The sequence below is a fragment of the Enterococcus raffinosus genome (assembly GCF_001886185.1).
Taxonomy (GTDB): domain Bacteria; phylum Bacillota; class Bacilli; order Lactobacillales; family Enterococcaceae; genus Enterococcus_A; species Enterococcus_A raffinosus.
Genome location: NZ_JXLA01000005.1, coordinates 126,383 through 151,365, shown reverse-complemented (window position 1 = coordinate 151,365; position 24,983 = coordinate 126,383). Strand labels below are relative to the sequence as shown.

General features: G+C 38.8%; 29 protein-coding genes and 3 tRNA genes. 12 read left to right on the top strand and 20 right to left on the bottom strand.

Annotated features, from left to right (window positions below):
* The first annotated feature begins 129 nt into the window (after positions 1–129).
* The gene (locus RV13_RS04210) at positions 130–750 is read left to right on the top strand and encodes a DUF2922 family protein (RefSeq protein ID WP_010746623.1); all 621 of its coding nucleotides are present in this window, start codon (positions 130–132) and stop codon (positions 748–750) included.
* A gap of 83 nt (positions 751–833) precedes the next feature.
* Entirely contained in the window at positions 834–926 is a 93-nt protein-coding gene (locus RV13_RS21505; RefSeq protein WP_111945260.1) for a type I toxin-antitoxin system Fst family toxin, read from the top strand.
* 131 nt (positions 927–1,057) lie between these two features.
* On the opposite strand, the gene RV13_RS04205 is transcribed toward RV13_RS21505, so the two are convergent.
* The gene (locus RV13_RS04205; protein ID WP_010746624.1) at positions 1,058–1,615 is read right to left on the bottom strand and encodes a hypothetical protein; all 558 of its coding nucleotides are present in this window, start codon (positions 1,613–1,615) and stop codon (positions 1,058–1,060) included.
* A gap of 12 nt (positions 1,616–1,627) precedes the next feature.
* On the bottom strand, positions 1,628–2,575 hold the full coding sequence (locus RV13_RS04200) for a hypothetical protein (protein WP_010746625.1): 948 nt from the start codon (positions 2,573–2,575) through the stop codon (positions 1,628–1,630).
* Between the two features lie 379 nt (positions 2,576–2,954).
* Between RV13_RS04200 and RV13_RS04195 the strand changes: the two genes are divergently transcribed.
* Positions 2,955–3,401, top strand: coding sequence for a hypothetical protein (locus tag RV13_RS04195; RefSeq protein WP_010746626.1), 447 nt, complete (start codon positions 2,955–2,957; stop codon positions 3,399–3,401).
* A gap of 189 nt (positions 3,402–3,590) precedes the next feature.
* Here RV13_RS04195 and RV13_RS04190 read toward each other — a convergent pair whose 3' ends face one another.
* Entirely contained in the window at positions 3,591–4,178 is a 588-nt protein-coding gene (locus tag RV13_RS04190) for a hypothetical protein (protein ID WP_010746627.1), read from the bottom strand.
* A gap of 27 nt (positions 4,179–4,205) precedes the next feature.
* Complete coding sequence (locus tag RV13_RS04185; protein ID WP_010746628.1) at positions 4,206–4,757, bottom strand: hypothetical protein; 552 nt, start codon at positions 4,755–4,757, stop codon at positions 4,206–4,208.
* A 464-nt stretch (positions 4,758–5,221) separates the two neighbouring features.
* Between RV13_RS04185 and RV13_RS04180 the strand changes: the two genes are divergently transcribed.
* The 3 genes from RV13_RS04180 (at position 5,222) to RV13_RS04170 (ending at position 5,489) form a co-directional block, all read left to right on the top strand.
* Positions 5,222–5,294, top strand: a tRNA-Asp gene (locus tag RV13_RS04180).
* Positions 5,295–5,305: 11 nt separating this feature from the next.
* Positions 5,306–5,395 (top strand) — tRNA-Ser (locus RV13_RS04175).
* 6 nt (positions 5,396–5,401) lie between these two features.
* Positions 5,402–5,489 (top strand) — tRNA-Ser (locus tag RV13_RS04170).
* A gap of 58 nt (positions 5,490–5,547) precedes the next feature.
* On the opposite strand, the gene RV13_RS04165 is transcribed toward RV13_RS04170, so the two are convergent.
* From RV13_RS04165 to RV13_RS04140, 6 genes are all read right to left on the bottom strand, one after another.
* Positions 5,548–6,402, bottom strand: coding sequence for a DUF7916 family protein (locus RV13_RS04165; protein WP_010746629.1), 855 nt, complete (start codon positions 6,400–6,402; stop codon positions 5,548–5,550).
* Positions 6,399–7,451 carry an oxidoreductase gene (locus tag RV13_RS04160; RefSeq protein WP_010746630.1) on the bottom strand — a complete coding sequence of 351 codons (1,053 nt, stop codon included), beginning with the start codon at positions 7,449–7,451 and terminating at the stop codon, positions 6,399–6,401. The genes RV13_RS04165 and RV13_RS04160 overlap by 4 nt, the downstream gene beginning before the upstream one ends.
* Before the next feature lie 37 nt (positions 7,452–7,488).
* Positions 7,489–7,815: a PTS sugar transporter subunit IIB gene (locus RV13_RS04155; protein WP_010746631.1), complete on the bottom strand. Its 327-nt coding sequence runs from the start codon at positions 7,813–7,815 to the stop codon at positions 7,489–7,491.
* A gap of 12 nt (positions 7,816–7,827) precedes the next feature.
* Positions 7,828–9,270, bottom strand: coding sequence for a glycoside hydrolase family 1 protein (locus tag RV13_RS04150; protein WP_010746632.1), 1,443 nt, complete (start codon positions 9,268–9,270; stop codon positions 7,828–7,830).
* Between the two features lie 97 nt (positions 9,271–9,367).
* The gene (locus RV13_RS04145; protein WP_010746633.1) at positions 9,368–10,810 is read right to left on the bottom strand and encodes a PTS sugar transporter subunit IIC; all 1,443 of its coding nucleotides are present in this window, start codon (positions 10,808–10,810) and stop codon (positions 9,368–9,370) included.
* A 3-nt stretch (positions 10,811–10,813) separates the two neighbouring features.
* The gene (locus RV13_RS04140) at positions 10,814–11,146 is read right to left on the bottom strand and encodes a PTS lactose/cellobiose transporter subunit IIA (protein WP_010746634.1); all 333 of its coding nucleotides are present in this window, start codon (positions 11,144–11,146) and stop codon (positions 10,814–10,816) included.
* A gap of 279 nt (positions 11,147–11,425) precedes the next feature.
* Between RV13_RS04140 and RV13_RS04135 the strand changes: the two genes are divergently transcribed.
* Together RV13_RS04135 and RV13_RS04130 are read left to right on the top strand one after the other, a co-directional pair.
* The gene (locus tag RV13_RS04135) at positions 11,426–12,139 is read left to right on the top strand and encodes a GntR family transcriptional regulator (RefSeq protein WP_010746635.1); all 714 of its coding nucleotides are present in this window, start codon (positions 11,426–11,428) and stop codon (positions 12,137–12,139) included.
* Positions 12,140–12,322: 183 nt separating this feature from the next.
* On the top strand, positions 12,323–12,517 hold the full coding sequence (locus RV13_RS04130; protein ID WP_010746636.1) for a hypothetical protein: 195 nt from the start codon (positions 12,323–12,325) through the stop codon (positions 12,515–12,517).
* A 293-nt stretch (positions 12,518–12,810) separates the two neighbouring features.
* On the opposite strand, the gene RV13_RS04125 is transcribed toward RV13_RS04130, so the two are convergent.
* From RV13_RS04125 to RV13_RS04105, 5 genes are all read right to left on the bottom strand, one after another.
* Positions 12,811–14,697: an acyltransferase family protein gene (locus RV13_RS04125; RefSeq protein WP_010746637.1), complete on the bottom strand. Its 1,887-nt coding sequence runs from the start codon at positions 14,695–14,697 to the stop codon at positions 12,811–12,813.
* Between the two features lie 445 nt (positions 14,698–15,142).
* Positions 15,143–15,706, bottom strand: coding sequence for an elongation factor P (gene efp, locus RV13_RS04120; RefSeq protein WP_010746638.1), 564 nt, complete (start codon positions 15,704–15,706; stop codon positions 15,143–15,145).
* Positions 15,707–15,878: 172 nt separating this feature from the next.
* Positions 15,879–16,511, bottom strand: a complete 633-nt coding sequence (locus tag RV13_RS04115) for a YczE/YyaS/YitT family protein (protein ID WP_010746639.1) — start codon at positions 16,509–16,511, stop codon at positions 15,879–15,881.
* Between the two features lie 367 nt (positions 16,512–16,878).
* A complete protein-coding gene (locus tag RV13_RS04110; protein ID WP_010746640.1) occupies positions 16,879–17,376 on the bottom strand; it encodes an HD domain-containing protein in 498 nt (165 codons plus the stop codon).
* 130 nt (positions 17,377–17,506) lie between these two features.
* The gene (locus RV13_RS04105; protein WP_010746641.1) at positions 17,507–18,268 is read right to left on the bottom strand and encodes a TrmH family RNA methyltransferase; all 762 of its coding nucleotides are present in this window, start codon (positions 18,266–18,268) and stop codon (positions 17,507–17,509) included.
* Between the two features lie 139 nt (positions 18,269–18,407).
* Between RV13_RS04105 and RV13_RS04100 the strand changes: the two genes are divergently transcribed.
* The 4 genes from RV13_RS04100 (at position 18,408) to RV13_RS04085 (ending at position 20,579) form a co-directional block, all read left to right on the top strand.
* On the top strand, positions 18,408–18,680 hold the full coding sequence (locus RV13_RS04100; RefSeq protein WP_010746642.1) for an acylphosphatase: 273 nt from the start codon (positions 18,408–18,410) through the stop codon (positions 18,678–18,680).
* Between the two features lie 104 nt (positions 18,681–18,784).
* Positions 18,785–19,720 (top strand): membrane protein insertase YidC, encoded by a 936-nt coding sequence (gene yidC / locus RV13_RS04095; RefSeq protein WP_010746643.1) that lies wholly within the window; start codon positions 18,785–18,787, stop codon positions 19,718–19,720.
* A 234-nt stretch (positions 19,721–19,954) separates the two neighbouring features.
* Positions 19,955–20,140 carry a type II toxin-antitoxin system HicA family toxin gene (locus RV13_RS04090; RefSeq protein WP_010746644.1) on the top strand — a complete coding sequence of 62 codons (186 nt, stop codon included), beginning with the start codon at positions 19,955–19,957 and terminating at the stop codon, positions 20,138–20,140.
* Positions 20,141–20,192: 52 nt separating this feature from the next.
* Complete coding sequence (locus tag RV13_RS04085) at positions 20,193–20,579, top strand: type II toxin-antitoxin system HicB family antitoxin (RefSeq protein WP_010746645.1); 387 nt, start codon at positions 20,193–20,195, stop codon at positions 20,577–20,579.
* Between the two features lie 100 nt (positions 20,580–20,679).
* On the opposite strand, the gene RV13_RS04080 is transcribed toward RV13_RS04085, so the two are convergent.
* The 5 genes from RV13_RS04080 to RV13_RS04060 all read right to left on the bottom strand — a co-directional run bounded on the left by RV13_RS04080 (position 20,680) and on the right by RV13_RS04060 (position 24,957).
* Positions 20,680–21,879: an ABC transporter permease gene (locus RV13_RS04080; protein WP_010746646.1), complete on the bottom strand. Its 1,200-nt coding sequence runs from the start codon at positions 21,877–21,879 to the stop codon at positions 20,680–20,682.
* Positions 21,876–22,562 carry an ABC transporter ATP-binding protein gene (locus RV13_RS04075; RefSeq protein WP_010746647.1) on the bottom strand — a complete coding sequence of 229 codons (687 nt, stop codon included), beginning with the start codon at positions 22,560–22,562 and terminating at the stop codon, positions 21,876–21,878. Before RV13_RS04075 ends, RV13_RS04080 begins: the two co-directional genes overlap by 4 nt.
* Positions 22,563–23,777 carry an efflux RND transporter periplasmic adaptor subunit gene (locus tag RV13_RS04070; RefSeq protein ID WP_010746648.1) on the bottom strand — a complete coding sequence of 405 codons (1,215 nt, stop codon included), beginning with the start codon at positions 23,775–23,777 and terminating at the stop codon, positions 22,563–22,565. It abuts the gene before it with no gap.
* A 3-nt stretch (positions 23,778–23,780) separates the two neighbouring features.
* Positions 23,781–24,254 (bottom strand): hypothetical protein, encoded by a 474-nt coding sequence (locus tag RV13_RS04065; protein ID WP_010746649.1) that lies wholly within the window; start codon positions 24,252–24,254, stop codon positions 23,781–23,783.
* A gap of 367 nt (positions 24,255–24,621) precedes the next feature.
* Positions 24,622–24,957 carry a hypothetical protein gene (locus RV13_RS04060; protein ID WP_010746650.1) on the bottom strand — a complete coding sequence of 112 codons (336 nt, stop codon included), beginning with the start codon at positions 24,955–24,957 and terminating at the stop codon, positions 24,622–24,624.
* Positions 24,958–24,983: the final 26 nt, after the last annotated feature.

Sequence of the window (24,983 nt, the reverse complement as noted above, 5' to 3'; positions counted from 1 at the left end):
GTCCGTAACTTCGGTGAAAAAGCCGTGTCATTTGTTCGTTCCTTGATTTCTAAAGTACGTCCAAAAGAAACTACAGAACCTTGATAGAAGATGATCTACGCTGAAAATTTGAGAAAGGAAAAGAAGGCTATGAGACAGGATTTAGTGGCGACCTTTACCAACGGTTTAGGAAAAACACATGACTGGAAATATAACAATCTAAAGAATGATCTGCCGATCCCCGTCATCAAAGAAGCTTGCGAACTCTTAACGACGTTGGATATTTTTGAAGAAAATGGCGTAAAACTATTTGATTCCGTGGTGACGGCGAAAATCATTACTACCAAAGAAATCGAGATTTTCGATAAAGAAAAAGAACCCGAAGAAGCCATCCCTTGCGAAAAAGAAAAAACGGTTCCTTCTCCAAAAATAGAGAAAGAACCGGAAATGCCCGCTGTTAAATCAGGAAACAGCCACGACTATTTGTTCAATACATCGAGAACTGCGATTGCTAAAAGTTTGGAAGAACCAGCAGAAACGAGAAACTACTCCCCTTCATTAATAATAAATGCACCACAAATCGGAGAGAAAACAATTACATCATTAGAAAATTCTTCTGCTGAGGATTCTTCCAACCTGTCGGCTGCGCAGTCAGATGTTCCCGAACAGGAGAGTCGGCAAAAAGGCTTTCTCGCTCAGCTACGTCGAAAAATCAATCGGAACAAGGACGACCCAGACATCCGTTCTCGAAATGGTGATCCCAGCAGCTAAATTCTGCCCTTCTCAAATAAATAATGCGTAGGTCTATCTTGCTCAAGTCGTCAGCCTCCACATCGGAGAGGAGGTGATGCACCTTGAGCGAGCTGATTCGATATGTCCTCGCTCCGCTCTTTGTGGGGCTGATCATTGCCCTGGTCAACCACTGGTTGAGCGGGCGTGATCCGTGACGACTGTATATACTAGCATCTGCGATCACATGATCGCAGATGCTTCCTAAAAAGAACTGGTCAAACAATCATTCCTATAATGCAAGAAAGAGCTATTGGAAAAAACTTCTCGATCGCTTATTAAGCGATCTTTAACGATCGACGATTTCTATGCTTTTAATCATCTCATCGAAGTACTCCTTTTCTTTTGCCGTTAGCTCTTGCTTAGACAGAAATACCAACTGACCATTGATTTCTTCTGTTTCAAATTCATAGATTTTACCTGTAGCATTTACTGCTTCTGATAACTCTTCCCGATTGAATTGATGATAATTTACCATTGTTGTATCCGTTCTTTCTATATCTAGCTCCTCTAGAGAGTAGGCGTTCGGTCGTTCAACGGCAGCTTTGTTATGTAGTGATAATTGAATCAACAACGAACGATATTTATCACTTTGCAAGATTAGCCAAGTGTTCCCATTCTCATCGCTTATCTCTCCATCCGGTATTACATTAAAATCGGAAATAGTCATCCGAAATAGTTTTTCTCCAACTTCGAATTGAGTAATCTTTTCTTGTGAAAACTCTGAGCTGTTTGTTGATAATTCGACTGTCCTTGAAGTAGAGGCACTCGTATCAATGCTTTCTTTGCATCCGCTAAGAACAACTAATCCTGCGAAAACTACTAGCAGAAGCTTAATTGTTTTCATCTTTTCTCCTTTTTACAAATGAATCTCCTCATTGAGATACTCCTGCAGCACCGTCTTAACCGATTCTTTCTCGCTTTCTTTTAAGCTGCTAGGCAAAATATGAGCGATATTCGTTCCTAATAGAATACTGTCTTCAACGATTTTAAACGGATAACGCTTTTCTAGGTCGTTTCGCTTCGTACGTTCAGGCTTTTCAAGCGTGTCTTTCGAATAGATGGCTTGCTCTGTGACAACCAGTCCGTAGGGACCAACGAATGTGGAATCCGTAATGGCAAATTGGATCGTCTCGGCCTGTGGGATGCCAAATTTCTTAATGACTTTTCGGAAATGCTTCTGATGGGACTTATCACTTCCCATTTTTATCAGGGAATTATTCTTAAGCCCTAATTCAGCAAATCTTCCTTCCACATCTCCGGCTTTGAGTCGTTCGATGTGAGCAATCTCCAGCGTTTCCTTCACAGAAAGAATATCGGTAATCGCTTCTCTCATTAATTGGGTCAGTTCTTTTTTGATTTGCGGAGGAAGAATGGTTTCAAGGTATTCCCAATCAAAGGCCTTCATCGATTTTTCCAATACCTCGATTGCCTCAATTTTTGCTGCCGGATAAGGATAGCTTAGCGGCAATGTGTCATTAAAAATACTCGCTTCTTTTACATAGATCATGTGATCCGTCAGAAGAAAGCCCGTTGCGTTAGCTTTTCGAGTAATTCTATTTTGTGCGTTTGCACCTACGAAAAGAACAGGAATCTCACTTTTATCCAAAGGAAGAAAATCAGTAATCGCCTTTTTATAAACCTGACTCGCGTCTTCCCATACCTCTGGTTGATAATACGCACTAAAAACAAACTTTAACGCTTCTTCTGTATAGTCATCATAACGAGTAGCTAGCTTCTTACAGTAGCTTTTTTGGTAGTCGATTTGCTCATTCGACAATTCTTGTTCCTTTTTGAATTCTGTCATTCCCATCACCTTCCCTATCTTGAGTTTCGTTTACTCTTTCAATACTCCTTATAAAAAGAATACCTATTTTACCAGCATTGAGCAATACATCACAGGCGGTGATCAACCTGCGAAAAAACTTATGTATACAACAAAAATCATAAATAATTGTTCGTTAATTTAACTTCTATCTATTCGCAAGCTTATTTTCTATATCCATTTTATTTAACGGTGCTCTTTTTTATTAAATGTGATGAACAATTTAATTGAAACTTCGCAAAGAAAAATTTTTTGCATAAAGGTGGAAGTGTGACAAAAAACACCTTATTTATAAAACTTGTTGATAATAGATTCTATCAAGCTACTAATCCGTATAATTGAAGGCAAAAGGAGGGATTCTATGAATCAAAGGCAATTATCCAGAGAGCCAGAAGTTTACACCTTTCGTGAACAAAAAATTCTTGATTATCTAGTATTTCTGAATGAGCATTATCCTACAGCCAGTCGTTATCCTGTTCGGCTTCTTCGCATTAAGGAAAAACGAATCGTCCCTAGTCATTATCCAGGCCGACGATGGTACCTTTGTCCAAACTGCAAGCATGTATTTTTAGAGGATCTTGGTGATTACACTTATTCATACCGTCCCCATGCTATAAACCTTATCGGAACTTATTTTGTTTACGAGGATTGGAAACACAAAAAAGCCATTCACTGCTGCTCGAAATCCTGTTTAGCTGGAGCTACCGTAAAATTCGCTATCGAAAGTCTTACTGAAGAAGGAAAGAAATATATTCATGTGAGCAATATCAAAGTGGATGTTCTGGAAGCTATTAAGAAGTTTCATTGATTTAATTAAATTTGAGCTTGTTTACTGGAACATTATAAAGAAGCGGTATTAGCGGCTACCACCACTAATACCGTTTCAAAACAGATTTCACTGCCTTATTGTAGTTTTTAAATCCTCAATCCTATTTTTTCTCTCTCCATAATCAGAAAAATGAAGCTCAAACATTCACTGTTCAAGCTTCATATATTTTTACACAACAACAAAAGAATTCAGCATCTCATCAACAACTTCGCTGTTCCTCTCAAAGAATGAAGGAAGACCAATCATGTTAATAACTACATAATCTGTCTCGGTCTCTAATATATAGAAACGAACCTTTCCATTCATCCCTTCAGAGTTTCCAGTTAAGTCGTATAGCACACCTTTATAATGAGTCGTTTGATACGGTTCTTCTTTGACAGTCTCTTCATTTATTTGAAATTCTTCTGTTGAAGTAATTTGTTCTCGTATCTTATTTTTAAATGTATCAAAGCCATCGACATCGGTCTTCTTTAATCCATAGATCATCAAGCCATCTGTAGTCTCTTCATCACTTGCACTAAAAGCAAACTCTTCGTCTTGAAGAACTTCCCAGTTATCTAGTATTTTTACTTTATATTTTGTTCCTTCAAGCTGAAAATCAACTTCTTTTAATTCGCTCTTCTTTTTCGAAGAGGAAGTTTCTACTGAAGAAGATACCTTTGTCTGTTTTTCTGAACTATCCGTTTCATTTGTTCCACCAGAGCCGCAAGCTGCTAGTACGCCTAGCAGCAATGTTAAAATAAATAATTTTTTCATTCGTATACTCTCCAAGCCTTCGATTTTTTATATGGGATCTTCCTCACTAGAAATTGCATTTGTATCTTCTTGGGTAATCATAATATTCCCTAATTCTGTTAGATCAGGTCTTAGATAGATAACTTGGATTTTGGCATCAGGAATCATTCCGTTTACAGAATCCATGATGGGCTTCATTTGTTCTACCATCACTGGTTTTAATGCTGCCGCGTCCATGGCTAATCCATTATCTTCTGTGAAGGTAAATTGATAAACAATCGTATGGTTTTCTCCGGCGAGAATTTCTATATTCGAATATACGCCGTTGAACTGTTCCTTCATACTAGGAAGTTGAGATTGTGCCGCCTTAATCATAAAATCGAATATACTAGAGTTCGAATTCTCCCCTTCAGGACTGGCAGACTCCTCTGCGAAAGTTATTTCAGATGAAGCGACAGTAGATGATGATTCTGACTTTTGTTCTGTGGATGATTCTTTGTTGGCAGCGTTATTTGCGTTTGTACCACTCTCGTTAGCAGAACACGCTGCTAAACTCGTAAGCACTACCCCTATAACCAACATTTTTACAATCTTTTTCATAATAAACCCTCCTATTATTTTTATTAGCCTAAACACCAACCCCTACATATCCTTCTAAGCTAATACACTCCTAATTAGTACTCTTTTCAGTTACTTGATTAAAGAGCAGAAAAATATTCAAAAAAACTTTATTACCTATTAATAAAATAGCATAATACATCAATAAAATGAATAATTTTTTTAGAATAAGTACTAACAAAAAGTATTTTTAACTGCAAAAAATGTTCGTTAGTAAAAAAATGGATAAATAATAATTAATAAATATCACGCCAATAAAGCAAAGCTTCTTGAGTAGTTTGCAAGGTTTCTATTAATATCTTTTCTAAAACGTTGTTTAATCCTTATATTTCTTTTGTTTTTACTGTTCATTTCAATAAAAACATATACTTCTTTCGTTATTTATTTCAGCTTTAGTCAGTTGCAGATGAATAAGTATTTCGCTATACTATTTCTTGTGTCATAGAGGTTCCGTGGTGTAGGGGTTAACATGCCTGCCTGTCACGCAGGAGATCGCGGGTTCAAATCCCGTCGGAACCGTTGATCCTAATGGAGGATTACCCAAGTCAGGCTGAAGGGAACGGTCTTGAAAACCGTCAGGCGGGTAACACCGTGCAAGGGTTCGAATCCCTTATCCTCCTTCTTTTGGGGAAGTACTCAAGTGGCTGAAGAGGCGCCCCTGCTAAGGGTGTAGGTCGGGAAACCGGCGCGAGGGTTCAAATCCCTCCTTCTCCGTACAAAAAAACTGCTGAAACTTAGTTAAAGTTTCAGCAGTTTTTATTTATTCTAGGTCTTATCGATTGGCTGAACGCGCCATGCGAACAAACGTATGGCGTCTGCCGCGAATAGCTACAGAAGCTTCGAAAATTGTAGTAGGTACAGCCATCCCAGAGACTCCAGCATCACCTAACTCAAAGACATCTGCTCCGGCTCGCTTAGCCGCAAGCGCCATTTGTTGGATGGTGTCCTTATCCGTACCTTCTTGTGAGGTTCCAACTGTACAAGAAACTAACGCTCCCTTTGCTCTTACTGCCGAAATGATTTCTGAAAGTTTTGCTTCAGTAACTCCGGCAACTGCACCAGGACATGGCAGCACAAGCAAGTCAACACCTGCCTCTACATAGCTTAATAGATTATCTAGGGACATATCCATTCCATGACTGTATACGGGATTCAGCATCAACAGTCCTTGATAATGCTCTCTTGTTAATCGAATATCAGAGATGATCCGCTCAGGCGTCGCCTCTGGCTTCACGTAAGCCGTTAAGGACAGGAAGTCTGGGCCCTTCGAGAGTGCTTCTTGGATCGACTCTTTATTTACTTGTTTGAAGGTCGGAATGCCATCTGCGATCTCTAAGTTTAGTCCGATTCCTGTCCCAGTTAATTCTCTTAAGCGGGATAAATGATTGATCTCACCGATGCCACTGATGGTCATTTTTTGAACATCGATTGCCTTCAGTAATAATAAATCTGCACCAAAGGCAGCTGCCATCTCTCCATTTGTCACTTCAGGATATAACGGCGTCGTTTCTGCCGCGATATCTGTTAAGATGACTCTTCCTTCTGAGGCTTTAATGGCTTCCTTTAATTCCAAGGGTGTCGCGTCTTTTCCATAATCTGAAGCGGTACAGGCTAGAATTCGTTTCATACTAACGCCTCCATTGTGTAAACACTTGGGCTGGATTGATGGAACCCTGCTTCCAAGATCTGGATATTCGTTAATGCTTCTTCTTGTGATACTAATGGCTCCGCACCATTTTTTAACGTTTCGTAGACAGCGTCATAATAGCGTCCGTAATCGCCTACTGGTGTTTTTATTTGTTTTTCGATCCAATCGCCATTGGCATTTTTATAACGTGCGATTCCGTAGTACATGACAGAATCTTCGCCAAATCCTGGTGATCCCGGCATTATTCCAGCTTTTAAATCATTCTCCTGCTGGTCTTCTCCATATTTTACAAAGGAGCCGTTTTCCCCGTGAAGAATAAATCGCGGATAACTGCTGGCTACGACATGATTGGTTTTTACTTTTACTTTAAATGTATGTCCGTAGTGCAGATCGACATCAAAGTAATTATCAACCCCTGATTCTACTTCATTATTCCGAATATCATAGGCTACCTTATCTGGACGGCCAAAGAGCGCGATCATACGATCCATCAGATGAATCCCTAATCCGTAAAAAGAACCGTTTTCTTTTACCCCAGGCTCGGCAATACTTCCTGGTCTGTAATAATCAATATGCGTCTCTACTTCATTCAACTGACCTAAAAAGCCTTGTTCGACTACTTGCTTCACTGCTAAATAATCCCCATCGAACCGCCGATTTTGATAAGGCATAACTAATACGCCTTGCTCTTTGCCAAGTTCAAAAAGTTCTTTGGCATGCTCCAAGGTATCACAAAAAGGTTTCTCGACAATGACAGATTTCCCAGCTTGAATAACCTTCTTCGCCAATTCATAATGCGTGTGCGCAGGAGTACAGATTGTTACTAATTCGATCTCTGAGTCCGTCAACAACTCGTCAATCTCTGTAGTAAATTCAACACCCTTTTCCCGATACGGCGCAGCCAATGCTTCGTTAATGTTTAGATCAAAAATCTTCTTCACCCGCAGGTTCTCTCTAATAGTGATATACGGCAAATGATACCGATTGGCACTCTTTCCAAATCCAATGAAACCCATAGTAACTGTCATGATCTTCTTCCTTCCAAATCCATCCTGATTGTTTTTTCTATTCGCCTTGCTTCTCACGATTTTCTCGGATCAGCATCAAAGCTTCTTTTAAAATTTTGTTCGCGTTTAGTCGGCCAAAATCCTCGGCATTGATTGCTTGAACAGGAATTCTCGTTCCTAAACGCTCCGCGATCGTGTCTCGCATAAACGCGATTTGCGGACCTAATAGGACAATATCCGCCTCTTTACTTTCGGTATCTACCTTGGGTTCAGAAACAGCCCAAATTTTTACTTTTAATCCATTCGTATCCGCGACTTCCTGCATCTTCTTGACCAAAAATGAGGTGGACATTCCTTCGTTACAGCATAATAAAATATTTACCATGATCGTTCCTCCTTAAAGTATTTTTCCATTGCTTTGAATCACCTGTTTGTACCAATAATAAGAATCTTTCGGAATTCTCTGAAGGCTTCCCTCCATTGATTCATCCTGATCCACATAGACGAAGCCATATCGTTTTTGGTACCCATTTAACCAACTCAACAAGTCTGTGAAACTCCATGTGTGGTACCCGATAACTTCGACGCCATCGGAGATCGCTTCTTGAATCGCCTGTACATGCTGTCTTAAATAGTCGATCCGATAAGAATCATGGATCTCGCCATCTTCTAATTTATCGTATTCCCCTAAGCCGTTTTCTGTAATCAAAATAGGCAGCCGATAGCGGCTATTCATTCTCCGTAGGGCAATTCTTAGGCCTATCGGATCAATCGTCCAATCCCAATTCGTCGTTTCAACAAAGGGATTATTAACGGTCTTTTGAACCCCTGGAACACCACTTTCAACAGCAGTTCCCTTTTTCCCCGTGGTGTTCATCTGATAGTGATCCCCATTGGCGATCCCATCTAATGGGTTCCAGGCATTTGTCGCTGATTGATAATAGTTCAGTCCTAAAAAGTCTGGCTTCGCAGAACGCAGCAGCGCCATCTCTCCCGGTCTGATATCAATGGTAATCCCTTGCTCCTTTAAGTACCGTAGTACCACACTTGGATACTCGCCATATACGTACACATCCATCCAAAAATTTGCCAATAGCTCTTCAGCATTTTCAGCGGCTAAAATATTCTTCGGATCACTATCGATGGCATACTGTGGCGTATAAGCAAAGGACGGACCAATCTTGCCGGGCATCGCCATTTCTTTAAACTTTTGGATCACTTTCGCATTTGCTAGATTGGCGATGTGATTGACGTTATAGAAAAGCTGCGGATCTTTTTTACCTGGCGGGTGTGTTGCAATCTGCCAGCCTTGGTGAGTGAAAACATTTTGCTCGTTCAATGACACCCAATAATTTACCTTGTCTCTAAAGGTGTGAAAGAGAATCTCTGCGTAGTTGACAAAATCATCAATGATCTTTCTATTTTCCCAACCGCCATATTCTTCCTGCAATGCTAACGGCAGATCCCAATGATAAAGGGTCAAAACGGGCTCGATCCCATTCGCAAGCAGTTCTTCTACCAGATCAATATAAAACTGCAAGCCTTTTTTATTTACTTCGCCCCGGCCCTGGGGAAGAATACGTGTCCAGGCTACTGAAAATCTATACGCCTTCAAGCCTTGCTCCTTCATCAATTGGATATCTTCTTTCCAGCGATGATAATGGTCTACCGCCACGGCTCCATTCGTTCCTTTATACGTTTTGCCTGGTATCGTTACAAACTCATCCCAAACGGATTTTCCTTTTCCATCCTCGTTCCACGCACCTTCAATCTGATACGCCGCTGAGGCAGATCCCCATAAAAAATTGCTGGGGAAGGCTCTTAATTGCAAATGCTCCATATCCGTTCCTCCCAAAAAATAGATAACTCACTTTATATTCTTCTCTTACTATTGCGTGATTTTCTGTTAAACACCCTTACATAACTCTACTGATTCGTTACATAAAATCGGTGAAGTCTGAAAATTCATCTGATGCTTCTGCTGATGCAGCAGAGGTTGCTGTTGCCGTTTGCTGCTCTGTGTTTGACTCACTACTGACACTTGGCGTCTCAGTCACAGGCTCTTCTACTTCAACACCCATGCTGTTTTCATACGCTCGTAAGAATGGGAAGTAGATCATCACCATCATTACGATCAACAACACCTGTAGGATGACGTTTCTAAAGTCTCCACCGCTCGCCACCCAAGCATTAATCACTGGCGGCATCGACCACGGCACGTAGACGACAATCTTGGAAACAAGTCCTGCCCAAGTCGCGAAGTAAGCAATCGTGAATGAAATCAATGGGCCTAAAATGAATGGAATCATAATCAGCGGATTAAACACGACAGGAAATCCATAGATTACCGGTTCATTGATGTTAAAGAGCCCTAATGGTCCTGTCATTCCAGCAAATTGGCGGTTCACTTTCTTCCGACTAAAAATGAAGATCGCGATAATTAATGCGATGGTCGATCCAGTTCCGCCGATATGTCCATAAAGATCACGAAACGGAAGAACAATAATATTCGGAATTTCCTGATGATTCGCAAATGCCGCCGTATTTTGGTTCATCGCAACTAACAAAGGGGGTTCCAAGATAGGGTTTACGATTCCACTTGGATGGATCCCCAATGCAAAGAGCAAGTTAGTAAAGAAACACAGGATAATGAAGCCTGGCAAACTGGTCGTCAAATGAATCAATGGCGCTTGAATAATTTTGTTGATAAGTTCATGAATTTCCATGTTCGTCAATTGGTGAATACCAAATGAAAGTAACGCAAAGATCAATAATGTGATCATGATTGACGCCATTGCTTCAAAACTTTGCGATACAGCTGGCGGAATTCCGTTTCCGCTGAATTTTAATTTCAACTTGTCACTCTGTGAAATTCTGACAAAAAGCTCAGTGGATAAGATCGCAGCGAATATCGCTACAAAAATTCCCGCCGTTCCTAAATATGAAAATGGTGCGACCCCGCTGATTTCGACTGCCTTCTCTGCCCCGTTTGGTACCACTGAATTAGATAGCGGTAAGAAAATCATGATTACGGCAATCGTCACTAATGAACTGAAAATTGGATTGTCCTCGCCACGATTCTTCGCTAGGCTGTTGGCAATCAATGCACCAATCATGAGGGAGTAGCAATTCAATGTCCCATTAATAATCTTATTCCCTAATTCTTGCCACGTTGTCAAAGTATCTGCCGAAACAAAACCGGCGATCCAGCCAGTATCTGGTGCAATAATGATGTTATTGATCAGAATCATAATCCCTGCCAGTACTAAAAACGGCACAGTAGAAACAAATCCGTCACGCAATGCTCGAAAATAAATCATTGAGGCCATTTTTCTCGCAAAGTTGTTGATTCCCTGTAACACCTTATTTTCCTTCTTCATTCATTACGCCCCCTTTTCATCGTGAAGCTCGTACATTTTTTGATACATCTCAACCATTTTTCCTGCCATATCATGCAGCAAGCTCGTAGTCATCAATTGATCCTCTGCATGTACCAACAGCAGCCCTAATTCCACCTTCTCGCCACCGGCTTCTTTTTGAATCATTTCGAAATGAGCATTATGAGCACTAACAAACTTTTCCTTTGCGGCAGTCAATTGTTCCTTTGCTTCATCAAATTTCCCTTCATTCGCTAACCCAATTGCTGACATGATCAATGATTTTGCTTCCCCAACAGCCGCAATAATCCTAAACGAAATTTCCTCCATACCTTCCATAACTCTCTTCCTTTCCAGTCATTCTTTAAAATAAAAAATAAGTCCTTGATCGTCATCCCTGTTATCCGGTCTCTCCACCTCCAACTACCTACCAAATTCAGAAAGCGCATTCTTCGATTAAAACTATATAGTTTTGTAAATAGTATGTCAATAGTTTTTTTGCTAAAAAAATAAAATCGGTGATGTATAAACGACTTAACTATATTTATATCTATATAGTTTAAATATTTTGAATTCGTGTTATACTAATCTTGAAGAACGTTTACAAGGAGAAGAAGAATGTCTACAACAGTCAAAAAATATACCGAGATTTATCAGCAAATTAAGCAAGATATCGAATCTGGTGTCTATAAGGTCAACGAAAAATTACCACAAGGCCGGCTTTTAGCTCAAAAATATCAGGTAAGTGAATTAACGATCACAAAAGCGCTCAATGTCCTCGTGCGTGAAGGCTATGTCGTGCGACGCAGAGGATCAGGAAGTTTTGTTAAAGATTTCCAAAATGGAAATGTAACGAAGTTTTCTCCATTAACAGGCAGCTTTTCTGTTTATGACGGCAAAGTAGAATCCGTAATTATTGGGTTTTCAACAGAGATTCCAGATAAAGCTTTGGCCGAAAAACTCAGTATCAGCGAAGAAACACTTGTTTATAAAATCATTCGTATGCGAAAAATAGAAGGCGTTCCGTCGATTATTGAATATACTTGGATGCCTACCAATGTGATTACAGGCTTAACTATGAAGGAATTAGAGACGTCGATTTATAAATATATTTCCGACACATTAAAGTTGAAGGTCAAAAGTGCTCACGTTCACATCGCTGGGATTCGACCTTCGATCCTTGAAAAAAGTTATTTAAATCTAACTGACAATGATTTTTTGATGAGTGTCGAACAGGTGGCTTATCTAGATGATGGTCGTATCTTCGAATTCTCGATCGCCAATCACATACCTAGTGAGTTTAACTTCGAAACAGTCCTGATCGCTGATTGATTTTTGGTTAAAGTCATCTTCAACAACAAAAAACTGCTGAAACCTTTAGGGATTTTCAGCAGTTTTTTGTCCTCTATAAATCGTCTTATGTTTAATGTTTTAGTTATTCAGAACCATGTTCTTTGACTTTTGTTTGTAGGAATATATGCATAAGAGTAAACTAGTATAAAAAGGAGATTGCAGATGAATTATTTGTTTGGTGTTATTTTCTTATTGCTTAGCATTTGGCAATTGGCAATGACGAAGCGCTCATTCTCGAGTCTAAAGAAAGATGGTAATGAGAACACTTCCCCCTTCATCCTATTGGGATTATGGTTTAGCTTTATTATCGGGATAGTCTTTCTTTTAGCCGCTGGTTATTGTGTGTTTCGTTTGTAGTTTATTTTTATAATGAAAGACGGCCGATTTTATTATTTATATCACGATTGGACAACATGTGTTAAAAACGTATAAACGCTTCAAAAATTAGACCGATCGTCAATACTCAGACTAAATATCTAAGTATTGACGATCGGTTTATATCTTCATCACATTTTTATATTAACCTTCACTTGCTTAGTTTAGGATAATTTCTATTAGTTTTTGAAAATTACTTGTCGCTTTCATCACAAAAAAACTTTCAATAAGATGGATTTTTCAATCCTCTTTAATAATCGGTTTCTATTTCTTATTCACTTTTCCATAACTTTTATCAACCATTCTCCAATATATTTTGATCCTAAATAGGATGGATGGTTGGTCTCATCATAAATAAATTGATTGTTAATTATACTTGGAGAATATTTTTTTGATCCATCGGACAATAATCCGTGTAAATCTAATAATTGAATTTTTCCTTTACTTTTATTAGCTACTTCGTTGATACATATATTCATAGCAGTGGAGTATTTGTTTAATGCCAATTCATCTGCATTGTGAGCATTATTTTCTACATTTGTTAAATAGATTTTAATTCCTTTTGTGTAGAAAAAGTCGATTATCCGTTGATATTGCTTTACAAAATGTTGTTTGAATTCTTGTTCACCAACCCGCATTTTTTGTCCATTAACGACCATTTCGGATTGATCAGCATTGCCGAATACCAGCAATACTTTCTTTGGATGGTACTGATCAATCGCTGCTTGCCAGTAGGCTAAATAACCATCAAAGGACTTATATGGATAAGATTTCTCACCATTGGTTAGAAAATATTCTGGATCCATAATACTCCCATTTCCTACACCATACAAAATAAGCTGATAATCAGATTCAGATCCCTTTTGTGCCACATTCATGCCAAACGCTAGTCTTCTTGACCAGGAATCTCCCACAATAAGAAGCGGCTCCTCTCCTTTAGTAACTATTGGATCACTTTCAATCCATTTTTTTGATACAGAGGCCTGAAGGTCAATAATTTTTAGATGAGCATACGTTGGATTCGCCACTAAAATAGTGATACACAACGGAAATAAAAGGACTACTGCTCCAGCAACCTTAAAGGAACGGATTCGAACCTTTTTTTCAACTAATAAATAAGAGAAAACAGCGATCAACACAGAGGTTGAAAATTGAATGAACATCAGCAAGAATTCATTTTGTATTGTGATGTTCAATGTGTTCTGAATCCATTCTTTCGACAAAAAAATAATGACTGGAATATGCCACAAATAAAGAGAATAACTAATTTTCCCAAAAAATAAAAAGAATGGATTTTCGAAGAAGCGTCGTATCCATTTTTCTTTAGACGTACGACCTAAAAGAAAAAGAATACCGCCGAAAACTGTAGCATATAAGAAAATAAGTCCACGAAATAATGAAAGACTATTTAGTTTAAAACCAGCTGTAAGGACTAATAAGCCCAATATCAACAAATACAATAGAAATTGAATTTTTCTGGTTTTATCGTTTGAATTCGTTGCTCCCTCATTTTCATCATACGACGCATAACCAAAACATGCACCAATCAGGAACGAACTCACTCTGGTTATTGTCGAATAATAGAGTACGCTAAAACTAAAATAATAAGAAGCAATGAATGTTCCCACAACCATAGCTAAGACAAGTCCTAGAATTGACATGAGAAAAAATTTTCTTTGCGTCGCTTTAGTATTTTTCTTTGTTAAAAATGTAAAGATAAAAGGGAAAAAAACATAAAACTGCATTTCAATCCCAATTGACCACATATGTAGCAAGGGTGACTGTACCCCTTGTTCCCAGTAGCCATTCTGATGAATGATCTCATACCAATTTTCTCCACCAAAGGCAGTATAAATAGCTTGTGTGATAAATTTATTTTGAATACTAACCAATGGGAAATTCGCGAAAAGAAATACTACTAGTATTAACATGAGGATCAATGGTGGATAAATTCTCGAGATTCTTCGTTCAAAAAACTGACCAATACTAATTTTTCCTTTCATGTGGTGTTCCCTGTTTAATAAATACGTAATGATAAAGCCAGAAATAACAAAAAAGAGCTCTACTCCAGCAAAACCTTGTGAAAACAAATTTAAATGAAACAATAAAACCATTAATACTGCAATTCCTCGAAACCCGTCCAAATAATCAATTCGCTGCATACACATCTCTCCAAAAATATTTATTATATTAAAGCATATAATTATAATATTTCTATATATTTAAATTTCAAAATGATTTTTCTGAAAATTAGATATTTTTAATCATTCTCAATTAATAATACATATAATTTTCTTTCGACGCTTTTATTTTTTCTTGCTTACTATCGTTGATGCCGAATCTTTCATATTAAAAATATCCTTGGATTTTTCATAGCTATCCTCAACCTCTCTGTCTATATATTTCAGATTTGCATAATTCTATTCTTCACAATTGATTTTTAAAATGCCTTTTCAATTAATTTTTACACATAAAAAATTTTTTTCGAAATACTATTCATCACTTGAAAGAGTATTTTGATCAATAATCTTCGAGCACCCTATTTACATTTCTATAAAAAAATAGTGTTGGCAGTTTTCTGCCAACACTATCGACTATTGAAATCTTCTATTTATTCGCACGTTTTTGATATGTTCCTTCTGCTGTATTGATTTCTAGCATTTCGCCTTCTTCAATAAAGTCTGGAACGTTTACGACTAAGCCAGTTTCCATTGTTGCTGGTTTTCCTGAACCAGTAACAGTCGCGCCTTTGATTGATGGTTGTGTTTCTACAACTTTCAAGACAACGGTTGTAGGAGGCGTTAATCCGATCACTTCGTCTCCGTAAAATTGGATTTTTACTTCCATGTTTTCAAGGATGTATTTCATTTCTGATTCGATCGTTGAAACTGGAATTTCATATTGTTCATACGTTTCAAGATCCATAAAGATTGCGACATCATCTTGGCTGTATAAGTATTGAACAGCCTTTGTTTCCATCATCGCTTTTTCAAATTTTTCTTCAGGACGGAAAGTGGTATCATACGTTGAACCTGTACGCACATCGCGTAATTTCATTCGCATAACCGTATTTCCTTTACCTGGTTTGTGGTGGCTGGCTTCCAATACTTTGATCAATTTTCCGTCTTGAATGAAAGTCATCCCTGCACGTAAATCACTTGCTGAAATCATTAATAAGCACTCCTATTCTTATTTTATATGTTCGAATGCTTCATCATGAGCATTCGATGGATCGTCCTTTTTCTACGATTCTACGATAAAATGAACCTTTATTATTGTAGCAAATAACCCCAACACTTACTAGGGAAAATTATCTATCTGTTCGGATTCTCAGATGAGGCCTCTATTTTGCTTCCTGGACTCGGAAGAATTTTATTTTTGGCAAATGATTCAAGGTCATTTCCAGTGACGGTCCCATTAACAATAAGACAATCAATGTACCAAACCCGATGTGCCCCCCTAGTAAAAAGCCTGTCAAAAAGAAGAGAGCATCTAATACGATTCGTGCGACTTTCACCGAACTATTCATTACACGCTTCAATAAAATCATCAACGATTCATACGCAGCCGAGCCTGCATCAGCTAATAAATAAATTCCGGTTCCGATACCAAAAACAATTGACCCTGCAATAATTGATACATACCCCGTCCCATCGGGAATCGTGTGCAAAATCCCCATCCAGTCCAGGATGTTCAGGTAAAATCCCAGACCAAAGCTGTTGATCAGACTGCCAATACCAATCATTTTCCGATCATAGAAAAAGATGATGATAAGAATGATCCCATTAAAAAGCATACTCACTGTACCGAATTGCAAGGATACATGCTGCAAAATTCCTAAAACTAACGTACTGATCGCATCGGCACCTAGTCCGCTGACAACAATCAATCGAACCCCAACTGCGGCAATAAAGGTTCCCATGATGGCAAAAAATAATTGTTTTGCTAAATTTGGTTTGATGATTCCATACCTCACTTTCTTTAGTTAAGAACGTTCAATTTTTCACTTAGGTAAACTGTTTTACTTAAAAGGCTTTCATAAAAGAATAACTTTAAAAATGAGACTGACAGCTAACTCTGGGTGAGAAATCATTTTCGAACGCATACCATTTTTCTAACCTGCTGTCCTCTCAAATTTAAAGAAACAAATTTTTGACAAAATTTCTTTTTAAGCTCACGGACATATCATCCAACTAAACATCATACGCTATGCTTAGTCTATGTTTGTAAATACAAAAAAGTTCAAATGAAACTGCAAAAAGTTGGACTGACAAAGCAGGAAGAAAAACTGGCAAAAACAAAGGCACCAAACATTTTTTTGTTTGGTGCCTAGCATTGATTTATTAATTCCATTCTTTCTTTAGGCGTGCTTTGTAGGAATTGAATCTATCTACTAAAGGCACGGCGGCTTCTTTAATGGCGCAATACTTGTCGACCATAGTTACGATGTAGCTTTCCTTATATTTAGGAGGAGTAATTGTTGCGCCCCACATATGCTTAATAATAATGTCACGTTCGAGCTCAGACAATTCAGTGATCTTCTCTGCATTCTTTACAGCGATCCGTGGATGCATGTAAGCATGTGAGCCTTCATCAAACTTCGTTGTCCGCCAGTCATAGTAAAACAAATCATGCAATAACCCTGCACGAGCGGTTGCTCTTGCGTCGCCATTGAATTGTTTTGCTAATTTGTAGCTATTATAAGAAACACTGATTGAGTGCTCCAACCGTGTTGAATTCATATGTTGAGTGTAATTTGCTAATCTTTGTACTTCCTCGGTAGCTAATAAATCTTCAATATAAGAAACGTATTCTTCATCGTCACGCCAGTTTTCTGTCATGGATATAAAGCCCCTTTTCGTTTGTCTCTGTGGCTCATTATAGCACGGTGAGGAAAACTTGAATAGGCTTCCATGAGTTTGTGAATAAAGTTTAACAGTTCCTTAATAACAGTTATCAAATTGTGAACTTTTACTTAAGTAATTGGAACATTAAGATTCCTGCTGCTATCGCAACGTTTAAAGACTCCGCTTGTCCCTTAATTGTAATATAGAGATTCTGATCGGTCATCGCCAATACTTCTGGTGAAACTCCTTGACCTTCATTTCCCATCACCAGCGCAAAATCAGACATCTTCTCTGCTGCTAAATAATTCTTTGCTTCTTTATCTAGCGCCGTCCCTAATACAGGATGCCCAACCTTTTGAAATTGTGGGATTATTTCTGTTAACTCTCCGCTTTTTACGGTTAGATGGTATAAACTGCCTTGAGTACTGCGCAGTGTCTTCGGATTATATAAGTCCGCGCTCCCCTGACCTAAAACAACCCCAGTAAAGCCCGCAGCATCAGCTGTGCGGATCATTGTCCCAACATTGCCAGGGTCCTGCACATTATCCAGCAATAACCAAGCACCAGAAAAGTCATTTTCTTCATCCTTAGGCATCTCCGCCACCGCGATTATTCCTTGTGGTGTCGGCTGACTGGCTAGTGTTTTCAGCACCTCGTCAGAAACAACATAATAATCCGTCAGATTTTCCTCGATCCATTCGGACCATTCATTCAGTCCACGTTGGCTGATAAAAACTTCTTTAAAAGCGACCTTCGCCGCTTTAGCCTCTTGGATCAGATGGAAGCCCTCCAATAAATAGCTTTGCGTTTGCTGGCGGTATTTTTTCTGCTGTAATTTTTTGGTTTCTTTGATTAATGTATTTTTACTCGATTGAATCTCCTTCAAAATGCTGGCCTCACTTATTTTATGTCTTCTTTTCTGTACAAAATCGCTCCGTCTGTCATTATAACATGCGAATTCTTGTCTCAACCAGCAAAAGTCGTTATCATGGAGAGGAAGAAAAAAATAATTAGGAGGGTTTCTTATGAAGATGCATTTAAATGTTACTGGACGCGTTCAAGGCGTCGGCTTTCGATATACCACGTATCAATTAGCAGTTGAGATTGGATTAACTGGTACGGTTAAAAATGAAGAAGATGGCAGTGTGACCATTGAAGCTGTTGGTACAAAGGAACAAATGACTGAATTTCTTGAAAAAATCAAAAAACCGCAAAATCCGTTTGCCAAAGTTTCCCATGTTGAGCAATATGAAGACCCTACCATTAAAGACTACGACCAATTCAACGTGGTCTATTAAAAAAACGACAAGGTTCCCTGATTTTCCCGAATTTCATTGAAAAGGGCTGGGTTATCTAGTATAGTATTTCCTGTATAAATTTTTATTAGCAGAGGAAGAAATAAATGACAAAATTTAAAAATTGGCTTTTAGGCTCCGGCCTTTTGGGTGTTCTTTTACTATTATCGGGCTGTGTCCGCTCAAATAGTGATGGTACGCCAGATACATCAGGTCTTGTCTATCGAATGCTGGTTGTTCCATTAGAGAATTTTCTGAACTGGATGGTTAACAATTTCAACTGGTCATACGGTTTAGCGATCATCGTTTTAACGATCATCGTTCGCTTGATCATTATGCCATTGGGAATCAATCAATCGAAAAAATCTCTAATTCAATCAGAAAAAATGCAATCCATCAAGCCGCAAATTGATGCAGCACAAGAAAAAGTAAAACAAGCAACTACTCAAGAAGAACAAATGGCCGCACAACAAGAGATGCAGGCTGTCTATAAAGAAAACAATGTCAGCATGATGGGCGGCATGGGCTGTTTACCATTACTGATCCAAATGCCGATCTTCTCCGCATTGTATTATACGGCTCGTTTTTCTGAAGGGATTCAGCACTCCAGCTTCTTAGGAATCGACTTGGCGAAACCAAGTATTGTCCTAGTTATTGTGGTTGGTGTGGCTTACTTATTGCAAGGATATATCTCATTGATTGGTGTTCCTGAAGAACAAAAGAAAACCATGCGCAGTATGATGATCGCCTCACCATTGATGATCGTCTTCATGTCCTTCACCTCACCTGCGGGTGTGGCACTTTACTGGGTAGTCGGTGGTATCTTCAGCTGTATTCAAACCTTCATTACAAATGTCTTGATGCGCCCTCGTATCAAAGCACAGATTCAAGAAGAGTTGAGAAAGAACCCGCCAAAACAAGTGGTCACAAAACCAATCAAAAAGGCTGAAACGATCCAACCAAAACAGGTGAATCAGCCAAAGAATAAAAACAAGAACAACAATGCGAACGGACGAAACGCCGGCAAGCAAAAACGTAAATAATCAATGTTAAACCATCGCTTATGGGCGATGGTTTTTTTATTTTGGTCCTACTTGTTTCGTTCAATTTTAAATTTTTTTCGTAATTTTAATAGAAGTATATTTAACGCTCACGTTTGTTTGATGTTCCATCCACATAAAATGAAGTTTTTAGCAAACAATGTTTAAAATATACGATCATTACATTTACACGTATTAAAGCACGTGTTAAAATTAAATGTGTAAAAGGAGATAGATATGGATGCTAAGGAGCTAGCCAAGATTCTTAAAAACGATGGTTGGTATTTTGATTCTCAACGTGGAAGTCATCGCTACTACAAACATCCCATAAAAAAGGGCAAAGTACCTGTCCCATTCCACAGTCACAAAGACATCCCTATTGGAACACTCAACAACATACTTAAACAAGCTGGCTTAAAGTAGTTAGCTATTTTTTAATTCTGTCTCCTATAATAATTTGAAAGGATGGATTCATATGGTCATTTATTATGCTATGTTCGATTTTGCAGATAATGGGATCAATGTTGTTTTTCCAGATTTGAACAATGCGGCTACATTTGGTGAAAATATGCATGAGGCCCTCTATATGGCTAAAGATTTACTAGCAGGTTGGCTGATTGATGCAGAGGATGAAAAGCAAGCTTTTCCTTCACCTACTGATCACCGAAGTCTGAGTGTAGCAGCTGGAAATTTATTGATCCCAATTGAAGTTGATTTATCCTTTTACCGTAAAAAATTTGAAAGTAAGCCTATCAAAAAAACATTAACTATTCCAAAATATTTAAATGATTTAGGCAATGAAGCAGGAATCAACTTCTCAGCTACACTAACTGAAGCATTGAAAGAAAAATTAGAAGTTTAGCATTTGCTAAGCTTCTTCTTCATTAAAAAAGCTATCTCAAATTTGAGATAGCTCATTTTACACGAAAGCCTTATTCAACTTATGATACTCATAGCGATATCTAGCGTAGAATATCAATCAGATCTTTCTTAGCTGCTTCTGAAGCGGGCATGACTGAGAAGATCAGTCCAATTCCGCTGGAAACGCCAACGGCCAGACAAACAGTAAACAGATCAACGGTAACTGAGATGTCCATCACATTGCCGATCGCATAGGCGACGATCATTCCTAATAAGTAGCCAATGAGTCCTCCAACAAGAGTCAAGGTCATTCCTTCTAATAGGAACTGCATGCGAATCGCTCCACGAGTTGCTCCTAACGCGCGACGAATCCCAATCTCCTTTGTCCGCTCCGAAACCGAGATGTACATCATGTTCATAACGCCAACACCTGCGATAAATAGCGATATTCCCGCCACTGCACTGATGAACAGCGTGATACTGTTTAGTACCTCACTGATTCCATCCGTCATCATGGCCATATTCGAAACCTGGTATTCCCCTTGCTGACGCATCGCTCCAGCGGATTCCAGCTTCTTAATTGCCTTATCCGCAACCTTATTCAGTTGGCTGCCATCGGCTAACGTAAGTACGACAGCACTCTTATCCTGTTCGTTGCCAAAAAAGTGAATATAGGTTTGACGAGGTAATTGAATTTTAGTCGAGCCCATTGAGAACATGGTTTCATCTGCTCCAGATGGAAAGACTCCGATGATCGTAAAGACTTGGTTTTCTAATTCAAAACCTCGACCGACAGCGCCTTTGGCAGAACCGAATAGCTCTTTTGCTAAGGCAGAATCAATGGTGACTACTTTGTTTTGCGTCTGATTATCATACATGGAAATGGTCCGACCATAGCGTACGGCCTTCCCTTTTTTTGAAACGACTCCTACACGATAGTTTTTTGTCTTATCCTTCACTTTAACGTCTTTATAAATATAAGACAAATCGTTTTTCGGATAAGAGACCGATTCCACCCCGTCAACATTTTTCAAAATACTGAAATCAGACGCTTGGATCATGTCAATATTAGAATAATAAAGAGCCTGGTTGCTAGGCACAAAATTGATGTTTACTTCTAATTTCTCCGAGTCACTGGCAGTCAAACTCTCAATCGTATCTCGTTCAAACCCGCGACCAATGGACAAAATCGCAATTACCGCCGCAATCCCGATCACGATCCCAAACATAGTCAATGCACTGCGTTTCTTGTTCTTAAAAATCGAACCTAAAGACGAGCGCCAATTCACGTAAAACTTCATTCTTCGATCACCGCCCTATCCTCAGTAATCGCACCATCTCTGATTTTTACCAGTCGTGTACAGTATGGAACTACCTCAGGATCATGGGTTACAAGAAAGATTGTCGCGTGATCTCGTCGATTCAGTTCCTTAAACAGCTCCATGATTTCATTTGATGTGTGAGTATCCAACGCGCCAGTTGGTTCATCGGCAATGATAAACTTTGGCTGATTGATTAACGCTCGAGCAATGGCGACCCGTTGCTGCTGTCCACCAGAAAGCTGGCGAGGATGCTTCTCCGCTTTATCCGCGATCCCGACTTTTTCTAGTGCTGACATCACTTTTTCCTTCGTCTGATGGAAGCCGTAGCCATTATATAGCAGAGGCAGCTCAACATTTTCATAGACCGTATAATTTTCGATCAGGCTGAAATTTTGAAAGACAAAGCCAACCATTTCGTTGCGTGTTTTGGATAAACGATCATCGGTTGTAGTGACCAGATTCTCATCTTCAAATAAATACTCGCCTTCAAATTTCGTGTCGATAAAGCCTAATAGATTGATCAATGTTGATTTCCCTGAGCCAGAAGGACCCATCACAGCGATCATCTCCCCTGCATCAGCCTTCAAATTGATGTCTTTCAACACATGCAACGATTCTTCGTCGTTGCGGTAGTACTTGTTGATATTTTTTAGCTCAATCATTTAGTCCACCGCCACTTCCTGACCATCTCGCAATGATTTATCAGGATTTGATATGATACGGTCGCCATCTTTGAGACCATCCTTCAAAAGAAAATACTCGCCCTTGTCTTCTACTTGAACAGTGACTTCACGAACTTTTCCTTTGCGATAAGCAAAGACATAGTGAGTATCGCCCGTTTCCATGACTGCCTTCTTCGGTATGCGAATCTCATTCACCGGTAGTACGACTTGAACATTGTAACCATATTGCAATGCTTCAGTCGGCTTCACAATGAAACTATAATTGGAGACCGAACTGTTGGCTGCGGTTCCTGCCGCTGCCGCTTGACTAGCCGCTTCTGCTTGATCTGGCAATTTATTTACATGCGTGATTGTTCCAGCGATTTCCTGACTGGTGGTGATTGGTTTGATCGTCACGGACGCGTCTTGATGCACCTGCGGATAATCATATTCTGAAGCCTTCGCTTCTACTGTCACTTCATTGCTGACAACCTTCACGACAGGGACGGACGGATCATTTTTGCCTTTTTCATTGATATAGGCGATCCCGCTTGTCGCGCTGGCAACGGTTGAACTGATCTTGCCACGGATTGTGTTCACACTTTGATTTGCCGCGCTTAGTTCTACATTAGCGCTTTCCAATGCCTGTCTTGCCTGCACAACAGCATCGCTCGCTGCGTCCAGACTGCTTTCATATTGTGTCATTTCTTGCTTGTATTGTTCCTTTTTCACAGCGCCATCTTCACTATTCTCGTTCGTATTATTATAGTTATTGGTCGCTTCATTCAGCTTTTGCTGTTCTCTAGCTTGCTTATCTTGGGCGATTGCTAGTGTTTCTCTAGCGTTGGCTACTGCAAGATTTAATTTATCTAGATTGGTACTTTGTTCATCTGCTTGTGCCTGATATTCTGTATTTGTATAACTTAATAGCACAGTTCCTTCAGTAACCTCTTGTCCATCTTGAACATTGATTTCAGAAACCTTCCCTAATGTTTGATCAAAATAATAATCCTGCGTATGGGTTGCTTCCACAATTCCGTTAAAGGTCAATGGATCAGACTTTTTCAATGTCACTGTTTGAAATTGATTTTCCTTCACGTTGTTGCTCTTCATTTGAGAATATGCGAATGCTCCGATGAATAATACCAATGCGAGAACGCCTGCAAGGATGCTCCAACGAATCTTTTGCTTTTTCGTCATTTTTTTCTTTTTCATCTACTACTCCTCTGGCTCTGCTTTAAATAGATGGACGATTACAAGAATCGCTGGGATTAAGAAAATGAATTGGAATACTAATCCCACGATCGTTGTCATGAAGGACAGATCCATTCCCTCGATCTCCATTTTAGGTTGCATAATGAAACCAATCGCTAAACCTAGAATACTACATCCAATATAAACATAGTATGGGACCTTTGTGGGTGCAATTTCATCCTCTAATTTCTTATTAGCCTTAAAATAAAACACTACTAAAACGATTGAGATTAACAATGATACAACAGAAATAATTTTAGTCATTGGATTATTCAAATAGTCATACATCTGCTGTCCATAATCTCCTAGCATTTCATAATCGCTCAGTTTAGGATTTAAGGATTTTGGCAGACCGAATATTCCCGTTGCTACAGAAATTAGAGATAATACTATCAAAACCATATTCCACGTTTTTGCTTTTTTCAAATGCTTTTCCATTTCATCACTCCATCCAACAATTTTCAATTATTTATGAAAACAGCGCGACAACCCTAAGCACCTATTTCACAAATTAATTCCCATTATACTACTAAACTCAATCCATTTTGAAGGAAAATCCTGAAAAGAAGCTTTTTAGTCCTGAACGTACAAAATCAATAAAATCAATACTCTGATGCGTTTATTTTTTCTATTCTAATTTATAATTTTCAATCAAATATCTATCGTTTGAAATCGTAAAGTCTATGAAAGATTACTTTCACAATCTATTGAAAATGATAATCTTTCATTATTCTTATCCATTTAAATTAGTAGCATAAATTTTTTTGAAATAAGGATTTTTTTCCGAAAAAAATAACGATTCAGACTATCTGATCCTGTTATAGCAAATACCAATGATCGCACAATCAAAAAGGAAACTATCAAAGTGGGGTGGATGATTGCTAATCAGCCCACCTGTATTAAATCCTCCTGGACTGACAAAGCCCGACCAACCTGCAGGAAACACGAAGGATGCCGCCAACTGTATACAGTTGAAAAGGAGAATACTCAGCATGCCCCATGCTAAAGCATCAAAAAATCTTCTTCTTTCTATTTCATCATAGCGATGAAACCCAACCAATGCTCGAAGCATTGTTACCACACCTACTATTGAATAAACCATGAATCCTAAAAAAACTATTTGCATAACCAATTCAATCATTCCCTGTTCCTACCTTTCATTTATGA

Coding starts and splice junctions, on each gene's coding strand:
- RV13_RS04210 (WP_010746623.1), top strand. CDS start 130: ATGAGACAGGATTTAGTGGCGACCTTTACCAACGGTTTAGGAAAAACA.
- RV13_RS04205 (WP_010746624.1), bottom strand. CDS start 1,615: ATGAAAACAATTAAGCTTCTGCTAGTAGTTTTCGCAGGATTAGTTGTT.
- RV13_RS04200 (WP_010746625.1), bottom strand. CDS start 2,575: ATGACAGAATTCAAAAAGGAACAAGAATTGTCGAATGAGCAAATCGAC.
- RV13_RS04195 (WP_010746626.1), top strand. CDS start 2,955: ATGAATCAAAGGCAATTATCCAGAGAGCCAGAAGTTTACACCTTTCGT.
- RV13_RS04190 (WP_010746627.1), bottom strand. CDS start 4,178: ATGAAAAAATTATTTATTTTAACATTGCTGCTAGGCGTACTAGCAGCT.
- RV13_RS04185 (WP_010746628.1), bottom strand. CDS start 4,757: ATGAAAAAGATTGTAAAAATGTTGGTTATAGGGGTAGTGCTTACGAGT.
- RV13_RS04165 (WP_010746629.1), bottom strand. CDS start 6,402: ATGAAACGAATTCTAGCCTGTACCGCTTCAGATTATGGAAAAGACGCG.
- RV13_RS04160 (WP_010746630.1), bottom strand. CDS start 7,451: ATGACAGTTACTATGGGTTTCATTGGATTTGGAAAGAGTGCCAATCGG.
- RV13_RS04155 (WP_010746631.1), bottom strand. CDS start 7,815: ATGGTAAATATTTTATTATGCTGTAACGAAGGAATGTCCACCTCATTT.
- RV13_RS04150 (WP_010746632.1), bottom strand. CDS start 9,270: ATGGAGCATTTGCAATTAAGAGCCTTCCCCAGCAATTTTTTATGGGGA.
- RV13_RS04145 (WP_010746633.1), bottom strand. CDS start 10,810: ATGAAGAAGGAAAATAAGGTGTTACAGGGAATCAACAACTTTGCGAGA.
- RV13_RS04140 (WP_010746634.1), bottom strand. CDS start 11,146: ATGGAAGGTATGGAGGAAATTTCGTTTAGGATTATTGCGGCTGTTGGG.
- RV13_RS04135 (WP_010746635.1), top strand. CDS start 11,426: ATGTCTACAACAGTCAAAAAATATACCGAGATTTATCAGCAAATTAAG.
- RV13_RS04130 (WP_010746636.1), top strand. CDS start 12,323: ATGAATTATTTGTTTGGTGTTATTTTCTTATTGCTTAGCATTTGGCAA.
- RV13_RS04125 (WP_010746637.1), bottom strand. CDS start 14,697: ATGCAGCGAATTGATTATTTGGACGGGTTTCGAGGAATTGCAGTATTA.
- efp (WP_010746638.1), bottom strand. CDS start 15,706: ATGATTTCAGCAAGTGATTTACGTGCAGGGATGACTTTCATTCAAGAC.
- RV13_RS04110 (WP_010746640.1), bottom strand. CDS start 17,376: ATGACAGAAAACTGGCGTGACGATGAAGAATACGTTTCTTATATTGAA.
- RV13_RS04100 (WP_010746642.1), top strand. CDS start 18,408: ATGAAGATGCATTTAAATGTTACTGGACGCGTTCAAGGCGTCGGCTTT.
- yidC (WP_010746643.1), top strand. CDS start 18,785: ATGACAAAATTTAAAAATTGGCTTTTAGGCTCCGGCCTTTTGGGTGTT.
- RV13_RS04090 (WP_010746644.1), top strand. CDS start 19,955: ATGGATGCTAAGGAGCTAGCCAAGATTCTTAAAAACGATGGTTGGTAT.
- RV13_RS04085 (WP_010746645.1), top strand. CDS start 20,193: ATGGTCATTTATTATGCTATGTTCGATTTTGCAGATAATGGGATCAAT.
- RV13_RS04080 (WP_010746646.1), bottom strand. CDS start 21,879: ATGAAGTTTTACGTGAATTGGCGCTCGTCTTTAGGTTCGATTTTTAAG.
- RV13_RS04075 (WP_010746647.1), bottom strand. CDS start 22,562: ATGATTGAGCTAAAAAATATCAACAAGTACTACCGCAACGACGAAGAA.
- RV13_RS04070 (WP_010746648.1), bottom strand. CDS start 23,777: ATGAAAAAGAAAAAAATGACGAAAAAGCAAAAGATTCGTTGGAGCATC.
- RV13_RS04065 (WP_010746649.1), bottom strand. CDS start 24,254: ATGGAAAAGCATTTGAAAAAAGCAAAAACGTGGAATATGGTTTTGATA.
- RV13_RS04060 (WP_010746650.1), bottom strand. CDS start 24,957: ATGATTGAATTGGTTATGCAAATAGTTTTTTTAGGATTCATGGTTTAT.